Below are 18354 nucleotides of genomic sequence, written 5' to 3' on the forward strand. Positions count from 1 at the left end.
ATGATGAGCATGAACACGGTATCAACAACGATGACCCTGTAGGCCCCGTTTACACAGGGGAGAAATTCAACAGCCTGCTAGCTTTCCTCGCCCGCGGCCTCGGCCTCGCCGGTCGGCACATGGACATGCAGCTCGATCATCTGCCGCAGCGTCTGCTTGAGCTCTTCGGCACGCCGCAAGCCGAACGGCTCGAGCACCCGGCGCTCGTGTTCGCGCGCGAGTTCCATCAGGTGCTCGACCGCGTGCAGCCCCTTGCGCGTGATGCGCACCAGCGTGATGCGGCGATCACTCTCGTGGGGCAGCCTCTCGACCTGGCCGCGCGCCTCCATGCGGTCGAGCAGCCGCGTCACGGTCGGCTGCTTGGTCACCGTCACCTGCGCGAGTTGGCCGATGCTGACCGGCTCGCTGCCGGCGAGCGACGCCATCACGCGCCACTCCGACACCGAGAAGCCGTGCTGGCGCGCCACCTCGTGGAACTCCGACGAAATCAGCTGGCTCGCCTGCGCCAGCAGGGCCGGCAGGTAGTCGTCGACGAAGCGGTGCGTCTCAGCAGCAGGCTCGGCCATGAAGGCACCTCACAACCAGAGGGGTCGAACGAGCCTCGGGCACGCGGTTTGCATGTCTAGGGTAATTCATGATTGTGGATACGTTTATTTGTCAACATTATAGGAAGCACGGTGTGGCAGCGTTTGCGCATCGTCCCACGAGAGAGAACAAGGACACCCCATGGCTGAGCGTTCATTCGTCGAAGAAGTCAAGAAGCTGCGGCTTTCCGGTGGCGAAGTATTTCGCGGTGAAGGCATCCTGGCCGTCACCAAGGCCCTGCTCGAATCGGGAGTGTCCTACGTCGCGGGCTACCAGGGTGCGCCGATCTCGCACCTGATGGACGTACTGGCCGACGCGCAGGACATCCTCGCGGAGCAGGGCATCCGCTTCGAGAACAGCGCGAGCGAGGCCACGGCCGCGGCCACGCTGGCGGCCTCGGTCAACTACCCGCTGCGCGGTGCCGTCACCTTCAAGGCCACCGTGGGCACCAACGTGGCGTCCGATGCGCTGGCCAACCTCGCGTCGGGCGGCGTCACCGGCGGCGCGCTCATCATCGTCGGCGAGGACTACGGCGAGGGCTCGTCGATCATGCAGGAGCGCAGCCACGCCTTCGCGATGAAGTCGCAGATCTGGCTGCTCGATCCGCGGCCCAACTTGCCGAGCATCGTCGACGCGGTGAAGACCGGCTTCGATCTCTCCGAGGCGAGCAACACGCCCGTGATGCTGCAGCTGCGCATCCGTGCCTGCCACGTGCATGGGCATTTCATCGCGGGCGACAACAAGCGCGCCAAGTTCACGCTGAAAGACGCGCTCGAGAACCCGCAGCGCGACGTCGGCCGCATCGTGCTGCCGCCCGCGAGCTTCGTGCACGAGCAGGAGAAGGTGAAGGACCGCTGGCCCGCCGCCGTGCGCTTCATCGAGGAGCGCAAGCTCAACGAGTTCTTCTCGGAAGACGCCGACGACATCGGCATCATCGTGCAGGGCGGCAGCTACAACACGCTGCTGCGCGCGCTCGAGCGGCTCGGCCTGGCCGACGTCTACGGCAACACCGAGGTGCCGCTCTACGTGATGAACGTGGCCTACCCGGTCATCGAGAGCGAGGTGATCCGCTTCTGCGAAGGCAAGCGCGCGGTGATGGTCGTCGAGGAGGGCCAGCCCAACTTCGTCGAGCAGAACCTGGCGACCATCCTGCGCCAGGCCGGCTCGACCACCGTGCTGCACGGCAAGGACATGCTGCCGGTGGCCGGCGAGTACACCGCGTCCGAACTGCTCAAGGGTGCACGCACCTTCTGCGAGCGCTATGAGCGGCTCGCGCCGCTGCCCGTGCCCGCGCCGGTGCGCAAGGTGATTCCGCTCAAGGAAGTGGCGGCCATCGGCGTCGATGCGGCGCCCCAACCGGCCGAGCCGTCCATGGCGCTCGGCGAGGTCGTGCATGCGCGTCCGCCGGGCTTCTGCACCGGCTGCCCCGAGCGGCCGATCTTCAGTGCGATGAAGCTGGTCGAGCGCGAACTCGGCGCGCACCACGTGAGCGCGGACATCGGCTGCCACCTGTTCTCGATCCTGCCGCCGTTCAACATCGGCAACACCACCATGGGTTACGGCCTGGGCGGTGCCGGTGCGGCGGCATTGAATGCACCCGCGGGCAAGCGCGCGATCTCCATGATGGGCGACGGCGGCTTCTGGCACAACGGCCTCACGAGCGGCGTGGCCAACGCGGTCTTCAACAAGAGCGACAACCTCACGATCATCGTCGACAACAACTACACCTCGGCCACGGGCGGGCAGGATATCCTCTCGTCGAGCGCCGTCAACCGCACGCGCAGCACCGGCCACGAGATCGAGCGCGCCGTGCGCGGCGTGGGCGTGGAGTGGGTGAAGACGCTGCGCCGCACCTACGACGTGGCGGGCATGCGCGACGCGCTGAAAGAAGCGCTCACCACCACGAAGAAGGGCCCCAAGGTCCTGATCGCGCAGTCGGAGTGCATGCTCAACAAGCAGCGCCGCGAGAAGCCGCTGGTGCGCAAGGCCATTGCCGACGGCCAGCGCATGGTGCGCGAGAAGTTCGGCGTCGATTCCGACACCTGCACCGGCGACCATTCGTGCATCCGCCTGTCGGGCTGCCCGTCGCTGTCGATCAAGCCCAACCCCGATCCGCTGCGCACCGACCCGGTGGCCACCGTGCTCGACAGCTGCGTGGGCTGCGGCGTCTGCGGCGAGGTCTCGCATGCCGCCGTGCTGTGCCCCTCGTTCTACAAGGCGCAGATCGTGAGCAACCCCACGCGTTGGGACCGCCTGCGCGATCGCGTGCGTTCTGCCGTGATCGGCTGGCTGCAGCGCGGCGAGGCGCGCCGGCGCGACACCTATGCCTTCTGAAGCAGCCATGACGAACAAGGCGCAACCGATCAAGATCGCGATCCTCGCCATGGGCGGCGAGGGCGGCGGCGTGCTGGCCGACTGGATCGTCGACATGGGCGAGGCCAACGGCTATCACGCGCAAACCACCTCGGTGCCGGGCGTCGCCCAGCGCACGGGCGCCACCATCTACTACGTCGAGCTGTACCCGGTGGCGCAGGCCGAGGTCGATGGCGGGCGCCCTGTGCTCGCGCTGATGCCGCTGCCCGGCGACGTCGACGTGGTGCTGGCCTCCGAACTCATGGAGGCCGGCCGCGCGGTGCAGCGCGGGCTGGTCACGGGCGATCGCACCACGCTGATCGCCTCCACCCACCGCGTGTTCTCGATCGCCGAGAAGAGCGCGCTCGGCGATGGCCGCGTCGACAGCGACCAGCTGCTCGCGCATGCGGGCCGGGCGGCCAAGCGCTTCATCCGCTTCGACATGGCGCAGGCGGCCGAGGCCGCGGGCAGCGTGATCAGCGCCGTGCTCTTCGGCGCACTCGCGGGATCTGGCGTGCTGCCGTTCAGCCGCGCCCAGTTCGAGGCCACCATCGAGCGCGGCGGCGTGGGCGTGAAGCCGAGCCTGAAGGCCTTCGGCGCAGCGTTCGCGCGTGCGCAGGACGGCGACGATGGCGAGCCCGTGCCGCAGGCGCCCATCGCCACGCCCGCGCCGCAACCGCGCCACCCCGCGGTGCGCGCGCTCGTCGAGCGCGTGCAGCGCAACTTTCCGCCCGATGCGCAAGACCTGCTGTTCGAAGGCGTGCGCCGCCTCATCGACTACCAGGATCCGGACTATGCGGGGCTCTACCTCGACCGCATGGCCGAAGTGGCGGCGCTGCCCGGCGCCGGCTCGTACCGGCTTCTGCGCGAGACCGCGCGGCACCTTGCGCTCTGGATGTCGTACGAAGACACCGCGCGCGTCGCCGCACTCAAGACCCGGGCCACCCGCTTCGAGCGCGTGCGCGGCGAGGCGCGCGTGCAGCCCGGCCAGGTGCTCGCCATCAACGAATACATGCATCCGCGGCTGCAGGAAATCTGCGAGACGCTGCCCGGCGGGCTCGGCCGCTGGCTCATGGGTTCAACGCTGCCGAAGAAGATCGTCGAGCGCTTTACCCAGCATGGCCGCGTGATCCGCACCAGCTCGCTGCACGGCTACCTGATGCTGCGCACCGTGGCCGCGATGAAGCGCTGGCGCCGTTCCACGATGCGCTATGCCGAGGAGAACCGCCGCATCGAGGAATGGCTCGCGCGCATCGCCGGCATCGCCGCGCGCAACCCCGAGTTGGCGGTTGAACTGGCCCAGTGCCAACGCCTCGTCAAGGGCTACAGCGACACGCACGAGCGCGGGATCCGCAACTACGACACCGTGATGCGCGCCGTGGAGCGCGCGGGCGCGGCGCTTGCACCGGCCACGCTGCGCGAGTGGCGCGAGGCGGCGCTGGCCGACGAACACGGCGACAAGCTGCAGGCCGCGCTGGCGCGGCATGCCATGGCCTGAAGAGACGACCACGATGACCGCACCCACCGCCACGCTCCAGCTTCGCGTTGCCGAAGCGCGCCAGCTCAATCCGTTGATCCGCCTGCTGCGCCTGCGCGCCGACGACGGCCGCGCTTTGCCCGGCTTCGCGGCCGGCGCACACATCCGCGTGCAGGTCTCGCTCGCCGAGGGCCAGACCGACTGGCGCCACTACTCGCTCATCAATTTCGACACCGCGCGCAATGCCACGAATGCGCCGACTGACTACGTGATCGCCGTCCGCAAGGAGGCCGATGGCCGCGGCGGATCGCGCTTCATGCACGAGCGGCTCAACGAGGGCGACACGCTCGCCGTCGAGGCGCCGAAGAACGACTTCCCGCTGCACACCGGCCCCGGCGGCACGGTGCTCGTGGCGGGCGGCATCGGCGTGACACCGCTCGCCAGCATGGCCGCGCGCCGCCGCGCCGAAGCCGCGCCGGTGCGCCTGCACTACGCCGGCCGCAGCCGCGAACTCATGGCCTTCCTGCCCGAACTGCAGGCGCTGCTCGGTGACGACCTGCGCGTGCATGCCGACGCCGAGGCCGGCGCGCCACTCGACATCGACGCATTGCTCGACAGCGTGCCTGCCGGCGACCGTCTCTATGTCTGCGGCCCCAAGGTCATGCTCGATGCCGTGCTCGCGCGCACCCAGGCGCGCGGCTGGGAACACGACCGCGTGCACTTCGAACTCTTCACCGAGCCGGTCGCCGAGGAAGGCGACCAGCCGTTCGAGGTCGAGCTCGCGCAGTCGGGCCAGCGCTTCACCGTGCCGGCCGACCAGAGCATCCTCGACTGCCTCATCGACCACGGCTGCGACCCGATGTTCGATTGCAAGCGCGGCGAATGCGGCGTGTGCGCGGTGCCCGTGATCGAAGGCGAGATCGACCACCGCGACTACGTGCTCACGGCCCGCGAGAAGGCCGAGGGCAACGTCATGCAGATCTGCATCTCGCGCGCCAAGGGTGCGCGCCTGGTGCTCGACATGTGAACGACAAGGAGCCGCCCCCAATGACCTCCTACCGCGACAACCCCGATGCGATCCGCGCGCTGGTCAAGCCCGACCGCGTGCACCGCGACCTGTACATCAGCCAGGAACTGTTCGAGCTCGAGCAGGAACACTTCTTCGCCAACACCTGGAACTACGTCGGCCACGAGAGCCAGCTGCCCAAGCCCGGCGACTGGATCAGCAACGAGATCGCGGGCCGCCCGCTGATCGTGGTGCGCCACTCCGACGGCACGGTGCGCGTGGTGATGAACCGCTGCGCCCACAAGGGCTCGCGGCTCGTGAGCGGCCCGTGCGGCAACACCGGCAAGTTCTTCCGTTGCCCGTACCACGCCTGGACCTTCAAGACCGACGGTTCGCCGCTCGCGATTCCGCTCAAGACCGGATACGAGAACACGCAGCTGCACGAATGCGAATCGGGCAAGGGCCTCACGCCCGTGAAGCACGTGCGCAGCCACCGCGGCTTCATCTTCGTGAAGATCAACGATGCGGGGCCGGACTTCGAAGAATACTTCGGCGATTCGCTGAGCTCCATCGACAACATGGCCGACCGCTCGCCCGAAGGCGAGCTCGAAATCGCGGGCGGCTGCCTGCGCTTCATGCACCAGTGCAACTGGAAGATGTTCGTCGAGAACCTCAACGACACCATGCATCCGATGGTGGCGCACGAATCGTCGGCCGGCACGGCCAAGCGCATGTGGGCCGACAAGCCCGAGGACGAGCCCAAGCCCATGGCGGTGGAGCAGTTCGTGCCCTTCATGTCCGACTACAAGTTCTTCGAGGACATGGGCATTCGCACCTACGACCACGGCCATAGCTTCACGGGCGTGCACTTCAGCATCCACAGCAAGTACAAGGCCATTCCCGCCTACGACGACGCCATGAAGGCGCGCTACGGCGAAGAGAAGACCGCGCAGATCCTGGGCATGGCGCGACACAACACGGTTTACTACCCGAACCTCACGATCAAGGGTGCGATCCAGGCGATCCGCGTGGTCAAGCCGATCTCGGCCGACAGGACGCTCGTGGAAAGCTGGACCTTCCGCCTCAAGGGCGCGCCGCCCGAGCTGCTGCAGCGCACCACCATGTACAACCGGCTCATCAACTCGCCGTTCTCGGTGGTCGGGCACGACGACCTGCAGGCCTACCGCGGCATGCAGGCCGGCCTGCATGCAAGCGGCAACGAATGGGTGAGCCTGCACCGCGACTACGACCCGGCCGAACTCGAGGGCGGCGAGATCACCACCGGCGGCACCAACGAGCTGCCGATGCGCAACCAGTACCGCAGCTGGCTGCAGCGCATGACGGAGACGATGTGATGACGCCGGCCGAAGTCACCCGCCAGGACCTGATCGACTTCGTGGTGAACGAAGCGCATCTGCTCGACACGCGCCGCTACGACGAGTGGAACGCGCTCTTCACCGACGACGCCTTCTACTGGGTGCCGCTCGTGCCCGACCAGGAAGACGGTCTCAACCACACCTCGCACCTCTATGAGGACAAGCTGCTGCGCGCGCTGCGCATCGAGCGCCTCAAGAGCCCGCGTGCGTTCTCGCAGCAGCCGCCGAGCCGCTGCCACCACCTGCTGCAGGTGCCGGTGGTCGAAACCCTCGATGCCGAGGGCAACCGCTTCGTGGTCCGCACCGCATTCCACTACACCGAAGCGCAGGGCGACGAGCTGCAGTTCTACGTCGGCACCTTCTTTCATCACCTCACGGCGCACGACGGCGCGCTGCGCATGACGCAGAAGCGCGTGAACCTCCTCAACTGCGACGCGGCGCTGCCGGCCGTGCAGCTCTTCATCTAGGGACGCGATGCAACAACAGCGCACTGTCCACGAGGTCTTCACGGCCACCGCGCGGCGCACGCCCGAGGCCGAATTCCTGTTCACCGAATCGGTGACCGCGGCGGCCTACGGCATCGCGGCCGGCGCCATCCGCTGGGGCGATGCTGCGGCCGAGGTCGAGCGCCTGCGCACGGCCTATGCACAGGCGGGGTACGGCCACGGCCACCGCGTCGGCCTGCTGCTGGAGAACCGGCCCGCATTCCTCTTCCACTGGTTCGCGCTCAATGCATTGGGCGTGAGCGTGGTGCCGATCAACGCCGACATGCGTTCGGCCGAACTCACCTACCTGATCGGCCACAGCGAGATCGCCCTGGCGGTCACGCTGCCCGAACGCGCGAACGACTTGCGCGCCGCGGCGGCACAGGCCGGCATGGCCTGCGAGACCATGGGCCCGGACGATGCCGTACCGCGCGCAAAGACGCCCGCCCCGCGCGCCGGCGAGCCCATCGGCGAGGCCACCGAATGCGGCCTGCTCTACACCTCGGGCACCACCGGTCGGCCCAAGGGCTGCATCCTCGGCAACGCCTACTTCCTGCGCGCGGGCCAGTGGTACGCGGCGCTCGACGGCGTGTGCAGCATCCGGCGCGATGCGGAGCGCGTCATCACGCCGCTGCCGCTCAACCACATGAACGCGATGGCCTTCTCCACGATGGTGGTGCTGGTCGCAGGCGGCTGCCTGGTGCAGCTCGACCGCTTCCATCCGAAGAGCTGGCTCGCGAGCGCACGCGAAAGCGGCGCGACCATCGCGCACTACCTGGGCGTGATGCCCGCGATGCTGCTGTCGGCGCCGCCCTCGGCGGCCGACCGCGAGCATGCGATCCGCTGGGGTTTCGGCGCCGGTGTCGACCGCAAGAACCACGCGCCGTTCGAGGAACGCTTCGGCTTTCCGCTGGTCGAGGCCTGGGCCATGACCGAGACCGGCGCGGCCGCCTGCATCATGGCCAACCGCGAGCCGCGGCGCGTGGGCACCAGCTGCTTCGGCCGGCAGGAAGACTTCGTCGAGATCCGCCTCGTGGGCGATGACGGCAGCGAGGTGGGCACCGATGCGCCGGGCGAGCTGCTCGTGCGCTCGGCCGGCGCCGACCCGAGGCGCTATTTCTTCTCGGGCTACCTGAAGGACGAGGACGCGACGAGCGAAGCTTGGGCCGATGGCTGGTTTCACACCGGCGACCTGGTGCGCCGCGACGCCGAAGGCAACTTCTTCTTCGTCGACCGCAAGAAGAACGTGATCCGCCGCAGCGGCGAGAACATCTCGGCCGTCGAGGTCGAAAGCGTGCTCAACCAGCATCCGGCCGTGAAGGCCTCGGCCGTGGCCGCCACGCCCGATACGGTGCGCGGCGACGAAGTGCTGGCCTGCATCGTGCTGCGCGAAGGCGCCGGCGATGCGGCGCAACGCGCGCAGGTTGCGGCCAGCATCGTCGAGCACGCGCTCGCGCAGCTCGCCTACTACAAGGCCCCTGGCTACGTCGCATTCGTCGAGGCGCTGCCGCTCACGCCCTCGCAGAAGATCCAGCGCGGGCAACTGCGCGAGATGGCACAGTCGCTGCCGGGGCAGGGCCACTGCATCGACACCCGGGCGATGAAGAAGAGGCAACCGGCATGAAGCGCAACCGGCTTTCCTACGAAGGCGTCGCGGTCGCGGTGCCCGTCACCGTGCCCTACGTTCGCTATTCGACGCGCACCGCGCACTGGTTCGTCGGCCAGGCCGTCGAGGCCCTCGTCAAGGCCAGCGGCGTTGCCAAGGAAGAAATCGACGGCCTCTGCCTCAGCAGCTTCTCGCTCGCGCCCGACACGGCCGTGGGCGTCACGCAGCATCTGGGCATGTCGCCGCGCTGGCTCGATCATGTGCCCACGGGCGGCGCCTCGGGCGTGATGTGCCTGCGCCGCGCCGCACGCGCCGTGCAGGCGGGCGATGCCGACATCGTCGCCTGCGTGGGTGCCGACACCAACCACGTCGACTCGTTCCGCCAGACGCTCGGCAGCTTCAGCAACTTTGCGCGCGACGCGAGCTACCCGTACGGCTCGGGCGGGCCGAACTCGATCTTCGCCTTCATCACCGCCAACTACATGCGCACCTATGGCGTGAAGCGCGAGGACTTCGGCCGCATCTGCGTCGACCAGCGCACCAACGCGCTAGGCAACCCGAACGCGATGTTCAAGAAGGCGCTGACGCTCGACGAGTACATGGCGGCACGGCCGATCTCCGACCCGATCCACCTGTTCGACTGCGTGATGCCCTGCGCGGGCGCCGACGCGTTCCTGGTGATGAGCGAAGAACGTGCGCGCGACCTCGGCCTGGCGCACGTGGTGATCCGCGGCGCCATCGAACGCCACAACGCCTATGCCGAAGACCCGGTGATGGTGCAGGGCGGCTGGCGCATGGACCGCGACGACCTTTACGCGCAGGCCGGCGTGCAGCCCGCCGCGCTCGACTTCGTGCAGACCTACGACGACTATCCGGTGATCGTCATGATGCAGTTCGAAGACCTGGGCTTCTGCGAGAAGGGCGAGGGCTCGGCCTTCGTGCAGGCCAACACCATGACCTTCGATGGCAGCTTTCCCAACAACACGAGCGGCGGGCAACTATCGGCCGGGCAGGCGGGTGCGGCGGGCGGCTTCCTCGGCATGGTCGAGGCGATCCGGCAACTGACCGATCAAGCCGGAGCGCGCGCAGTGCCCGACGCGCAACTGGGCCTCGTCGCCGGCTTCGGCATGGTGACCTACGACCGCTGCCTCTGTACGGGCGCGGTCATCCTGGGGAGATCGGCATGACCATGCCCCTGATGCGCCCACCGCGCAAGAACCCGGTGCTGCGCACCCGGCAGATGAACCTGCCGCCCGGCGCACGCGGCCGCGTGGCGCTCGGCCTCACGGCGGCCGCCGCCGAAGGCCGCTTCGAGTTGCAGACCTGTGACGACTGCGGCACGGTGCAGTACCCGCCGCGCGAGGTCTGCCACAAGTGCCTGTCGGCTTCTCTGCGCTGGCGCGAACAGAGCGGCGAGGGCGAACTGCTCGGCAGCACCACGCTGCACCACAGCAACGACCTGTTCTTCCGCGAGCGGCTGCCGTGGCGGCTCGGGCTGGTGCACCTCGATGCCGGGCCGACGCTCATGGTCCACCTGCACGGCGAAGTCGGCGAGGCGCCGCAGAAGGTGCGTGTCGGCGCCCGGCTCGACCGCGCCGGCCAGGCCGTCCTCATTGCTTTTCCGAACGAAGGGAGTCCCCATATGGCCGACGACAAGATGCTGCGCGAAATGACCAGCGACCCAAAATTCCGCAAGGCGCTGGTGACCGACGGCAAGACCGAAGTTGGCCAGGCGCTGGTGCGCGCACTGGTGAAGGCCGGCGCCGACATCGTCTGGGTCGGTCATGCCGAGCCGTGGAAGAAGCTCGGCGATGGGCTGGACGACATCTCGGCCCTGCCGCAGGTCACGCTGGTGCCCTTGGACCTGACGAATGGACGCCAGGTGACCGAGGTCGCGGGTGCCATCGGCGGCAAGGTCGACATCGTGATCAACAACGCCGAGCTGCACCGCACCTTCGGCATCGGCACGCGCCGCGGCACCGACGTGGCCAGGGCCGAGATGGACATCAACTACTTCGGCCTGCTGCGCCTCGCGCAGGAGTTCGGCCCGGCGCTCAAGGGACGCTCGGCCGACGGCGCGACCGGCGCGACCGCCTGGGTCAACCTGCTGTCGATCTACGCGCTCAGCAACTTCCCGCCGCACGGCACCTTCAGCGCCTCGAAGGCCGCCGCGCATTCGCTCGCGCAGTGCCTGCGCGCCGAGATGCGCCCGGCCGGCATCCGCGTGATCAACGTGTTTCCCGGGCCGATCGACGACGAATGGAACCAGCACATGCCGCCGCCCAAGCTCGCGCCCGCCACGCTCGCCAATGCGATCGTGAAGGCGCTGCGCGACGGCGTGGAAGACGTCTACCCGGGCGACGTGGCCCAGGAGTGGCTGGAGCGCTGGCGCGACAACCCCAAGGTGCTGGAGCGCGAACTCGCGGCCGGCGGCTGAGAACAGGAGCCACACGATGACGACAACCACCGAACTGATGTCCGCCGCCGAAGTCCTCGGCGGCCTCGTGACCGCCATGGCCAGCGGCCGCATCCGCGTGATCGACCTCACGCAGATGCTCACGCCCGAGTTTCCGCAGATCGCGCTGCCGCCCGAGATGGGCCAGTGCTGGCCGTTCCGCATCGAGGAAGTCTCGAAGTACGACGAGCGCGGACCGGCCTGGTACTGGAACAACTTCTCGTGCGGCGAGCACACCGGCACGCACTTCGATGCGCCGATCCACTGGATCTCGGGGCGCGACCTGCCGAACAACTCGGTCGACACCATCCCGGTGCAGAACTTCGTGGCACCGGCCTGCGTGATCGACTGCTCGGCCGACGTGCAGGCCAACGACGACTACCTGCTGAGCGTGGCCGACATCGAGCGCTACGAAGCCGCGCACGGCCGCATCCCGAAGGGCGCCTGGGTGCTGATGCGCACCGACTGGTCCAAGCGCAGCGATCCAGCGGCCTACCAGAACTTCGACGAGACCGGCCAGCACACGCCCGGCCCGAGTACGGAGGCGGTGCGCTTCCTGGTGGAGCAGCGCGACGTGCTGGGCTTCGGCTCGGAAGCCATCGGCACCGATGCGGGGCAGGGCTACCACCTGCGCCCGCCGTACCCGTGCCATTACTACATGCATGGCGCGGGGCGCTACGGCCTGCAGTGCCTTGCCAACCTCGACCTGCTGCCGCCGGCCGGCGCGGTGCTGATCTGCCCGCCGCTGAAGATCGAGAAGGGCAGCGGCAGCCCGCTGCGCGTGCTCGCGCTGGTGGGAGCGCAGGCATGACGGCACCGGGCAAGGTCGCAGCCGTCACCGGCGGCAGCGCCGGCATCGGGCGCGCGATCTGCGAAGACCTGCTGGCGCAGGGCTACGAGGTGGTGTCGCTCGCGCGCCGCAAGGCCGACATCGCGCACCCGAATCTCCGCAGCATCGAGGTCGATCTGAGCGACCGCGCGGCCACCGGCGAGGCGGTGCGCGAGCTGGTTGCGCGTTTCTCGCCGACCACCCTGGTGCACAACGCCGGCGTGATCCGCGCGGCTTTGCTGTCCGAAGTGAAGCTCGACGACCTCGATGCGCTGGTCGACCTGCACCTGGGCGCGGCGATCCAGCTCGTGCAGGGCGCGCTGCCCGCGATGCGCGCACAGAAGTTCGGCCGCATCGTGCTGCTCTCTTCGCGCGCGGCGCTCGGCCTGGCCACGCGCACCAGCTACTCCGCCACCAAGGCCGGCATGCTGGGCATGGCGCGCACCTGGGCGCTCGAGCTGGCGGCCGACGGCATCACGGTGAACGTGGTCGCGCCCGGCCCCATCCGCACCGACATGTTCTACGACGTGGTCGAGGCCGGCAGCGAGAAGGAGCGCGCGCTCGCGGCCTCGGTGCCGGTCAAGCGCCTCGGCGAATCGGCCGACGTGGCACGCGCCGTGCGTTTCTTTGCCGACGCCGACAACAGTTTCGTCACGGGCCAGGTGCTCTACGTCTGCGGCGGCACCAGCGTCGGCAGCCTGGCGCTCTGAACCCGCCGCTCATTCATTCATTCCAAGCGTTCATTCACCACCATCCCACCGGGAGCATTGCCATGACAGTTCCGAACCGATTCCGAGCCCTCGCGGGCATCGCCGTGGGCCTCGGCGCCCTCGTCACCGCCGCGGGCGCATGGGCGGCCGATCTCAAGGTCGGTTTCATCACCTCGCTGTCGGGGCCGGTGTCGTCGCTCGGCATTCCCTACGAGAAGGGCATGAAGGCGGCCCTGGCCTACAAGTCGGAAGTGGGCGGCCGCAAGGTCCAGCTGGTGCAGCTCGACGATGCGTCCGATCCGTCGACCGCCGCGCGCAATGCGCGCAAGATGATCGACGAGGACAAGGTCGACGTGATCATCGGCACCGCCGGCTCGCCCGGTGCGCTGGCCATTGCCGGCGTGGCGCGCGAGACGAAGACGCCGCTCATCTCCATTGCCAATGCCAACCTGCCGGGCGAGGAGGGCGCGTGGATGGTCACGCTGCCGCAGCCCGCGCCGTTGATGGTGAGCGCGGTGATCGAGCGCATGAAGAAGTCGGGCGTCAAGACGGTCGGCTACATCGGCTTTTCCGACGCCTGGGGCGACCTGGTGTACGACGCGCTGCAGAAGAGCGCAGCCCCGGCGGGCATCAAGGTGGTCTCGAACGAGCGCTATGCGCGCGCCGATTCGTCGGTCACGGGCCAGGTGCTCAAGATCGTGGCGCTGCGCCCCGACGCGGTGATTACCGGCACTTCGGGCACGCCCGGCGCGCTGCCGTACCTGGCGCTCGCCGACCGCGGCTACAAGGGCCAGATCTACGGCATGCACGCACTCATCAACCCTGATTTCGTGCGCGTCGGCGGCAACGCGGTCGAAGGCCTGCTGGCGCCCACCGGCCCGGTGATCGTGGCCGAGCAGCTGCCCGAGTCCAACCCGATCCGCAAGGTGTCGCTCGACTTTCGCGCGGCCTACCAGAAGGCCAACGGCGCGCCGCCGACCGATGCCTTCTCGGCCTACACCTTCGATGCCTGGCTGCTGTACCTCGATGCGGCCGAGCGCGCCCTCGCCACCAAGGCTGAGCCCGGCACGCCGCAGTTCCGCCTGGCGCTGCGTGATGCCATCGTGAGCACCAAGGAGCTCGTGGGAACGCACGCGGTCTACAACTTCAAGCCCACCGACCGCTACGGCGCCGATGAGCGCTCGCGCGTCGTCGTGAGGCTCGAGAAGGGGCAGTGGAAGCTCGTTCCCTGATGGAAGCCAAGACAATGAAGAAACAACACCTGATCCGCATCCTCGGCCTCACTGCCGTGGCGCTGGCCGCCACGCAGGCCATCGCCGCCGACCTCAAGATCGGCTTCATCAGCTCGCTCTCGGGCCCCGTCGCCGCGCTCGGCGTGCCGTACGAGAAGGGCATTCGCGCGGCCATCGCCGAGCACCCGCAGATTGCCGGGCGCAAGGTCGAGCTCATCGTGCTCGACGACGCTTCCGATCCGACCACCGCCGGGCGCAACGCGCGCAAGCTCGTGACCGAGGACAAGGTCGACGTGCTCATCGGCACGTCGGGCGTGCCCGGCGCCATGGCCATCGCGGCGGTGGCGCGCGAGCTCAACACGCCGCTGATCTCACCCACGCCCGTCACCATCGCAGGCCCCGAAGGCGCATGGACCGTCACCGTCTCGCAGCCGTTCCCGCTCATGGTCGCGGGCGTCGTCGACCGCATGAAGAAGTCGGGCGTCAAGACCGTGGCCTTCATCGGATTTTCCGATGCGCTCGGCGACCTGGCCTACGACTCGCTCGTGAAGAGCGCCGAGAAGGCCGGCATCCAGGTGGTGGGCAACGAACGCTATGCGCGCAGCGACTCGTCGGTCGCGGGCCAGGTGCTCAAGATCGTCGCCAAGCGGCCCGACGCCGTGTTCGCAGGCAACTCCGGCACGCCCGGGGCGCTGCCGTACCTTGCGCTTGCCGAGCGCGGCTACAAAGGAAAGATCTACGGCACGCACGGCCTCATCAACGCCGACTTCGTGCGCGTGGGCGGTGCCTCCATCGAAGGCCTGCAGGTGCCCAGCGGCCCGGTGCTGGTGGCCGACCAGCTGCCCGACAGCAACCCCATCAAGAAGGTGGCGATGAGCTTCCGCGCGGCCTACCAGAAGGCCCATGGCGCCGTGCCGACCGATGCCTTCTCGTCCTACACCTACGACGCCTACCTGCTGCTCGCCGACGCGGCTTCGCGCACCAAGGGCGAGCCGGGCACGCCGCAGTACCGCACGGCGCTGCGCGATGCCATCGTCGCGACCAAGGAGCTCGTGGGCACCCACGGCATCTACACCTTCAAGCCCGACGACCGCTACGGCTCCGACCAGCGCGGCGTGGTCGTGGTGCAGATGCAGAAGGGCCAGTGGAAGCTGGTGCCCTGACGCGACCCCGGACGACCCAAGGCCCGCGCCGATGACACCCGCCTACCGCGACCACCCCGAGCGCATTGCCGCGCTCGTGCAGGACGACCGCGTGCACCGCGACCTGTACCTGAGCGAGGAAATCTTCGCGCTCGAGCAGGCGCACCTGTTCGCGAACAGCTGGGTCTTCCTCGGCCATGCGAGCCAGGTGCCGGAGGCCGGCGACTTCGTGGCCGCAGAGATCGCGGGACGGCCGCTCGTGATGGTGCGCCAGCCCGACGGCGGCCTGCGCGTGCTCTACAACCGCTGCGCCCACAAGGGCACGCAGCTGGTCACCGACGAATGCGGCAACGCCGGCCGCTTCTTTCGCTGCCCCTACCACGCGTGGACTTACAAGCTCGACGGCGCGCCGCTGGGCATGCCGCTCAAGCAGGGCTACGAAGGCACACGGCTCAAGGCCTGCGAATCGGGGCAGGGCATGGCGCCGGTGAAGCATGTGAAGGTGTACCGCGACTTCGTCTTCGTGCGGCTCGCCGACACCGGCCCGGGTTTCGAGGACTACTTCGGCGAGGTGCTCGGCGCGATCGACAACATGGTCGACCGCTCGCCCGAAGGCAGGCTCACGGTGGGCGGCGGCGTGCTGCGCAACATCGTGCACTGCAACTGGAAGATCTACCTCGAGAACATCAACGACACGGTGCACCCGATGTCGACCCACGAGTCGGCCACGCAGGCGGCCGAGGCGCTGTGGGAAGGCCATGCGCCCACCGATCCCAAGCCGATGGCGATGGAGCAGATCCTGCCGTTCGGTGCGGGTTACGCGTTCTTCGACGACATGGGCGGCCGAGTGTTCGCCAACGGCCACAGCGTGCTCGGCGTGAACTTCAGCATCCATTCCAACTACGCGCAGCTGCCCGACTACGAGGCCGCGATGCGCGCCGCGCACGGCGAGGCGCGCGCCACCGAGATCCTGCAGCGCTCGCCGCAGAACTCGGTGCTGTACCCAAGCCTGTCGGTCAAGGGCTCGCCGCAGGCCATCCGCGTGATCCGACCGCTGGCCGCGGACCGCACGCTCGTCGAGGCCTGGAGCTTTCGCGCAGCGGGTGCGCCCGAGCTTCTTTTCGAACGCGCGATGAGCTACAACCGGCTCGTGTTCTCGCCGATGTCGGTGGTGGCGCACGACGACGTGCACCTGTTCGAGAGCATCCAGCGCGGCCTGCGCGCCGACGGCAACGACTGGGTGAGCCTGCACCGGAACTACGACCCCGCCGAGCGTGCGCAGACTACGCTCACCACCAATGGCACCAACGAGCTGCTCATGCGCAACCAGTTCCGCGCCTGGGCACAGGCCATGGCGGCAGGCATGGAGGCCCCGGCATGAACGGCGACCCGCGCGATTTCGCCGCGCACGAGGCGGCCCTGCTCGACGAGCGGCGCTTCGTCGAGTGGCTGGCGCTCTTCACCGACGACGGCCACTACTGGGTGCCGCTGCTCGGCGCCGCGCAGGCCGACCCGTTCTCGCACAACTCGCTGGCCTACGAAGACCGGTTGCTGCTGCAGCTGCGCGTGGACCGGCTCGGCAACCCGCGCGCCCATTCGCAGCATCCGCCGAGCCGCAGCCAGCACGTGCTGCAGCCGTCGCGCATCGAGGCCGAGTCGCCCGGCGAGGTGCGCCTTCGCACGCCGTTCCTCTACGTCGAAGCACGCGGCGACGCGCAGGTGCTGCTGAGCGGCACCGCGCGCCATCACCTGGTGCGCACGCCTTCGGGCTGGGCCCTGCGCGAGAAGCGCGTCGACCTGCTCGACTGCGCGAGTGCATTGCCTGCGATCCAGTTGTTCATCTGAGTTTTCTCCCGTTCGTTTCATCCACCTTCCCTCACCGGAGCCAAGACATGAAGAGCCTGATGTTGACCTTGACACGCGGCGCCCTCGCCGCGGCGCTGACCGCCTGCGGCATGGCGGGCGCCATCGCGGCCGATCTCAAAGTGGGGCTGAGCGTCTCGCTCTCGGGGCCCAACTCCTCGCTCGGCGTGCCCTATGCCAAGGGCATGCAGGCCGCGCTGGCCTACAAGGGCGAGGTCGAGGGCCGCAAGATCCAGCTCATCGTGCTCGACGACGGTTCCGACCCCACCACGGCCGGGCGCAATGCGCGCAAGCTGATCGAGGAGGAGAAGGTCGACGTGCTCATGGGCACCTCGGGCGTGCCGGCCGCCATCGCGATGGCACAGGTCGGCAAGGGCGCGAAGACGCCGATGATCGGATTGACACCCATCCTGCTGGATCCGGCCGACAACGAATGGGTGATGACCGTGGCACAGCCCACGCAGCTCATGATCGATGCGGTGATCGAGCGCATGAAGCGCAACAACGTCAAGACCGTGGGCTACATCGGCTTCTCCGACGCCTGGGGCGACCTGGTCTACAACGCGATGATGAAGGCCGCACCCGCGGCCGGTATCAAGGTGGTGAGCAACGAGCGCTATGCGCGCGCCGACGCATCGGTCACCGGGCAGGTGCTCAAGATCGTGGCGCTGCGCCCCGACGCGGTGATGACCGGTGGCGCGGGAACGCCGGGCGCACTGCCTTTCCTGGCGCTGCAGGAGCGCGGCTTCAAGGGCGGCGTGTACGGCCAGCATGGGCTGATCAACCCCGACTTCGTGCGCGTGGTCGGCGCGGCCGGGCAGAACGCGCTGATGCCCACGGGGCCTGTGATCGTGGCCGAGCAATTGCCCGAGAGCCATCCGACCAAGAAGATCGCGACCGACTTCCGTGCCGTGTTCCAGAAGGTCAACAACGCCGCCACCAACGATGCCTTCTCGGCCTACTCGTTCGACGGCTGGCTGGTGTTCGCCGATGCCGCCGCGCGCGCCATGAAGAAGGCAGAGCCGGGCACGGCCGAGTTCCGGGTGGCGCTGCGCGATGCGATCTTCAGCACCAAGGAAGTGGTGGGCACCCACGGCGTCTACACCTTCAAGCCCGGCAGCCTCTACGGCGTGGACGAACGCGCGCGCGTGATCGTCAAGCTCGACAACGGCCAATGGAAGCTCGCACCTTGAGTACACGCGCGCGAACGATCCGGACAACAACGATCCTGCAGGG

General features: G+C 68.5%; 16 protein-coding genes. 15 read left to right on the plus strand and 1 reads right to left on the minus strand.

Annotation, left to right across the window (positions count from 1 at the left end; genetic code table 11):
- Positions 1 to 77: 77 nt before the first annotated feature.
- Positions 78 to 566, minus strand: coding sequence for a MarR family winged helix-turn-helix transcriptional regulator (locus tag AC3A6R_RS00005; RefSeq protein ID WP_487859685.1), 489 nt, complete (start codon positions 564 to 566; stop codon positions 78 to 80).
- A gap of 160 nt (positions 567 to 726) precedes the next feature.
- Between AC3A6R_RS00005 and AC3A6R_RS00010 the strand changes: the two genes are divergently transcribed.
- The 15 genes from AC3A6R_RS00010 (at position 727) to AC3A6R_RS00080 (ending at position 18311) form a co-directional block, all read left to right on the plus strand.
- Positions 727 to 2919 (plus strand): thiamine pyrophosphate-dependent enzyme, encoded by a 2193-nt coding sequence (locus AC3A6R_RS00010; RefSeq protein ID WP_487859686.1) that lies wholly within the window; start codon positions 727 to 729, stop codon positions 2917 to 2919.
- Between the two features lie 7 nt (positions 2920 to 2926).
- Positions 2927 to 4435: an indolepyruvate oxidoreductase subunit beta family protein gene (locus tag AC3A6R_RS00015; RefSeq protein WP_487863393.1), complete on the plus strand. Its 1509-nt coding sequence runs from the start codon at positions 2927 to 2929 to the stop codon at positions 4433 to 4435.
- 13 nt (positions 4436 to 4448) lie between these two features.
- A complete protein-coding gene (locus AC3A6R_RS00020) occupies positions 4449 to 5441 on the plus strand; it encodes a PDR/VanB family oxidoreductase (RefSeq protein ID WP_487859688.1) in 993 nt (330 codons plus the stop codon).
- Positions 5442 to 5461: 20 nt separating this feature from the next.
- Positions 5462 to 6775, plus strand: a complete 1314-nt coding sequence (locus AC3A6R_RS00025) for an aromatic ring-hydroxylating dioxygenase subunit alpha (RefSeq protein ID WP_487859689.1) — start codon at positions 5462 to 5464, stop codon at positions 6773 to 6775.
- On the plus strand, positions 6775 to 7263 hold the full coding sequence (locus tag AC3A6R_RS00030; RefSeq protein ID WP_487863394.1) for an aromatic-ring-hydroxylating dioxygenase subunit beta: 489 nt from the start codon (positions 6775 to 6777) through the stop codon (positions 7261 to 7263). The genes AC3A6R_RS00025 and AC3A6R_RS00030 overlap by 1 nt, the downstream gene beginning before the upstream one ends.
- Positions 7264 to 7270: 7 nt before the next feature.
- Positions 7271 to 8905: an AMP-binding protein gene (locus tag AC3A6R_RS00035; protein ID WP_487863395.1), complete on the plus strand. Its 1635-nt coding sequence runs from the start codon at positions 7271 to 7273 to the stop codon at positions 8903 to 8905.
- Entirely contained in the window at positions 8902 to 10074 is a 1173-nt protein-coding gene (locus tag AC3A6R_RS00040) for a thiolase family protein (RefSeq protein WP_487859692.1), read from the plus strand. The genes AC3A6R_RS00035 and AC3A6R_RS00040 overlap by 4 nt, the downstream gene beginning before the upstream one ends.
- Entirely contained in the window at positions 10071 to 11324 is a 1254-nt protein-coding gene (locus AC3A6R_RS00045; protein WP_487859693.1) for an SDR family NAD(P)-dependent oxidoreductase, read from the plus strand. Before AC3A6R_RS00040 ends, AC3A6R_RS00045 begins: the two co-directional genes overlap by 4 nt.
- Positions 11325 to 11340: 16 nt before the next feature.
- Complete coding sequence (locus tag AC3A6R_RS00050) at positions 11341 to 12153, plus strand: cyclase family protein (protein ID WP_487863396.1); 813 nt, start codon at positions 11341 to 11343, stop codon at positions 12151 to 12153.
- Complete coding sequence (locus AC3A6R_RS00055; protein ID WP_487859695.1) at positions 12150 to 12881, plus strand: SDR family NAD(P)-dependent oxidoreductase; 732 nt, start codon at positions 12150 to 12152, stop codon at positions 12879 to 12881. The genes AC3A6R_RS00050 and AC3A6R_RS00055 overlap by 4 nt, the downstream gene beginning before the upstream one ends.
- Positions 12882 to 12943: 62 nt before the next feature.
- Positions 12944 to 14113, plus strand: a complete 1170-nt coding sequence (locus tag AC3A6R_RS00060; RefSeq protein WP_487859696.1) for an ABC transporter substrate-binding protein — start codon at positions 12944 to 12946, stop codon at positions 14111 to 14113.
- Between the two features lie 14 nt (positions 14114 to 14127).
- Complete coding sequence (locus AC3A6R_RS00065) at positions 14128 to 15276, plus strand: ABC transporter substrate-binding protein (RefSeq protein ID WP_487863397.1); 1149 nt, start codon at positions 14128 to 14130, stop codon at positions 15274 to 15276.
- Between the two features lie 31 nt (positions 15277 to 15307).
- The gene (locus tag AC3A6R_RS00070) at positions 15308 to 16636 is read left to right on the plus strand and encodes an aromatic ring-hydroxylating dioxygenase subunit alpha (RefSeq protein WP_487863398.1); all 1329 of its coding nucleotides are present in this window, start codon (positions 15308 to 15310) and stop codon (positions 16634 to 16636) included.
- Positions 16633 to 17100: an aromatic-ring-hydroxylating dioxygenase subunit beta gene (locus AC3A6R_RS00075; protein ID WP_487863399.1), complete on the plus strand. Its 468-nt coding sequence runs from the start codon at positions 16633 to 16635 to the stop codon at positions 17098 to 17100. The genes AC3A6R_RS00070 and AC3A6R_RS00075 overlap by 4 nt, the downstream gene beginning before the upstream one ends.
- Positions 17101 to 17147: 47 nt before the next feature.
- Positions 17148 to 18311 (plus strand): ABC transporter substrate-binding protein, encoded by a 1164-nt coding sequence (locus tag AC3A6R_RS00080; protein ID WP_487859700.1) that lies wholly within the window; start codon positions 17148 to 17150, stop codon positions 18309 to 18311.
- Positions 18312 to 18354 lie beyond the last annotated feature (43 nt).

The organism is Variovorax sp. Soil_C_19, assembly GCF_057657255.1.

Excerpts from the sequence above, each read along its gene's own strand:
- AC3A6R_RS00005 (WP_487859685.1), bottom strand. The coding sequence starts at position 566 with ATGGCCGAGCCTGCTGCTGAGACGCACCGCTTCGTCGACGACTACCTG.
- AC3A6R_RS00010 (WP_487859686.1), top strand. The coding sequence starts at position 727 with ATGGCTGAGCGTTCATTCGTCGAAGAAGTCAAGAAGCTGCGGCTTTCC.
- AC3A6R_RS00015 (WP_487863393.1), top strand. The coding sequence starts at position 2,927 with ATGACGAACAAGGCGCAACCGATCAAGATCGCGATCCTCGCCATGGGC.
- AC3A6R_RS00020 (WP_487859688.1), top strand. The coding sequence starts at position 4,449 with ATGACCGCACCCACCGCCACGCTCCAGCTTCGCGTTGCCGAAGCGCGC.
- AC3A6R_RS00025 (WP_487859689.1), top strand. The coding sequence starts at position 5,462 with ATGACCTCCTACCGCGACAACCCCGATGCGATCCGCGCGCTGGTCAAG.
- AC3A6R_RS00030 (WP_487863394.1), top strand. The coding sequence starts at position 6,775 with ATGACGCCGGCCGAAGTCACCCGCCAGGACCTGATCGACTTCGTGGTG.
- AC3A6R_RS00035 (WP_487863395.1), top strand. The coding sequence starts at position 7,271 with ATGCAACAACAGCGCACTGTCCACGAGGTCTTCACGGCCACCGCGCGG.
- AC3A6R_RS00040 (WP_487859692.1), top strand. The coding sequence starts at position 8,902 with ATGAAGCGCAACCGGCTTTCCTACGAAGGCGTCGCGGTCGCGGTGCCC.
- AC3A6R_RS00045 (WP_487859693.1), top strand. The coding sequence starts at position 10,071 with ATGACCATGCCCCTGATGCGCCCACCGCGCAAGAACCCGGTGCTGCGC.
- AC3A6R_RS00050 (WP_487863396.1), top strand. The coding sequence starts at position 11,341 with ATGACGACAACCACCGAACTGATGTCCGCCGCCGAAGTCCTCGGCGGC.
- AC3A6R_RS00055 (WP_487859695.1), top strand. The coding sequence starts at position 12,150 with ATGACGGCACCGGGCAAGGTCGCAGCCGTCACCGGCGGCAGCGCCGGC.
- AC3A6R_RS00060 (WP_487859696.1), top strand. The coding sequence starts at position 12,944 with ATGACAGTTCCGAACCGATTCCGAGCCCTCGCGGGCATCGCCGTGGGC.
- AC3A6R_RS00065 (WP_487863397.1), top strand. The coding sequence starts at position 14,128 with ATGAAGAAACAACACCTGATCCGCATCCTCGGCCTCACTGCCGTGGCG.
- AC3A6R_RS00070 (WP_487863398.1), top strand. The coding sequence starts at position 15,308 with ATGACACCCGCCTACCGCGACCACCCCGAGCGCATTGCCGCGCTCGTG.
- AC3A6R_RS00075 (WP_487863399.1), top strand. The coding sequence starts at position 16,633 with ATGAACGGCGACCCGCGCGATTTCGCCGCGCACGAGGCGGCCCTGCTC.
- AC3A6R_RS00080 (WP_487859700.1), top strand. The coding sequence starts at position 17,148 with ATGAAGAGCCTGATGTTGACCTTGACACGCGGCGCCCTCGCCGCGGCG.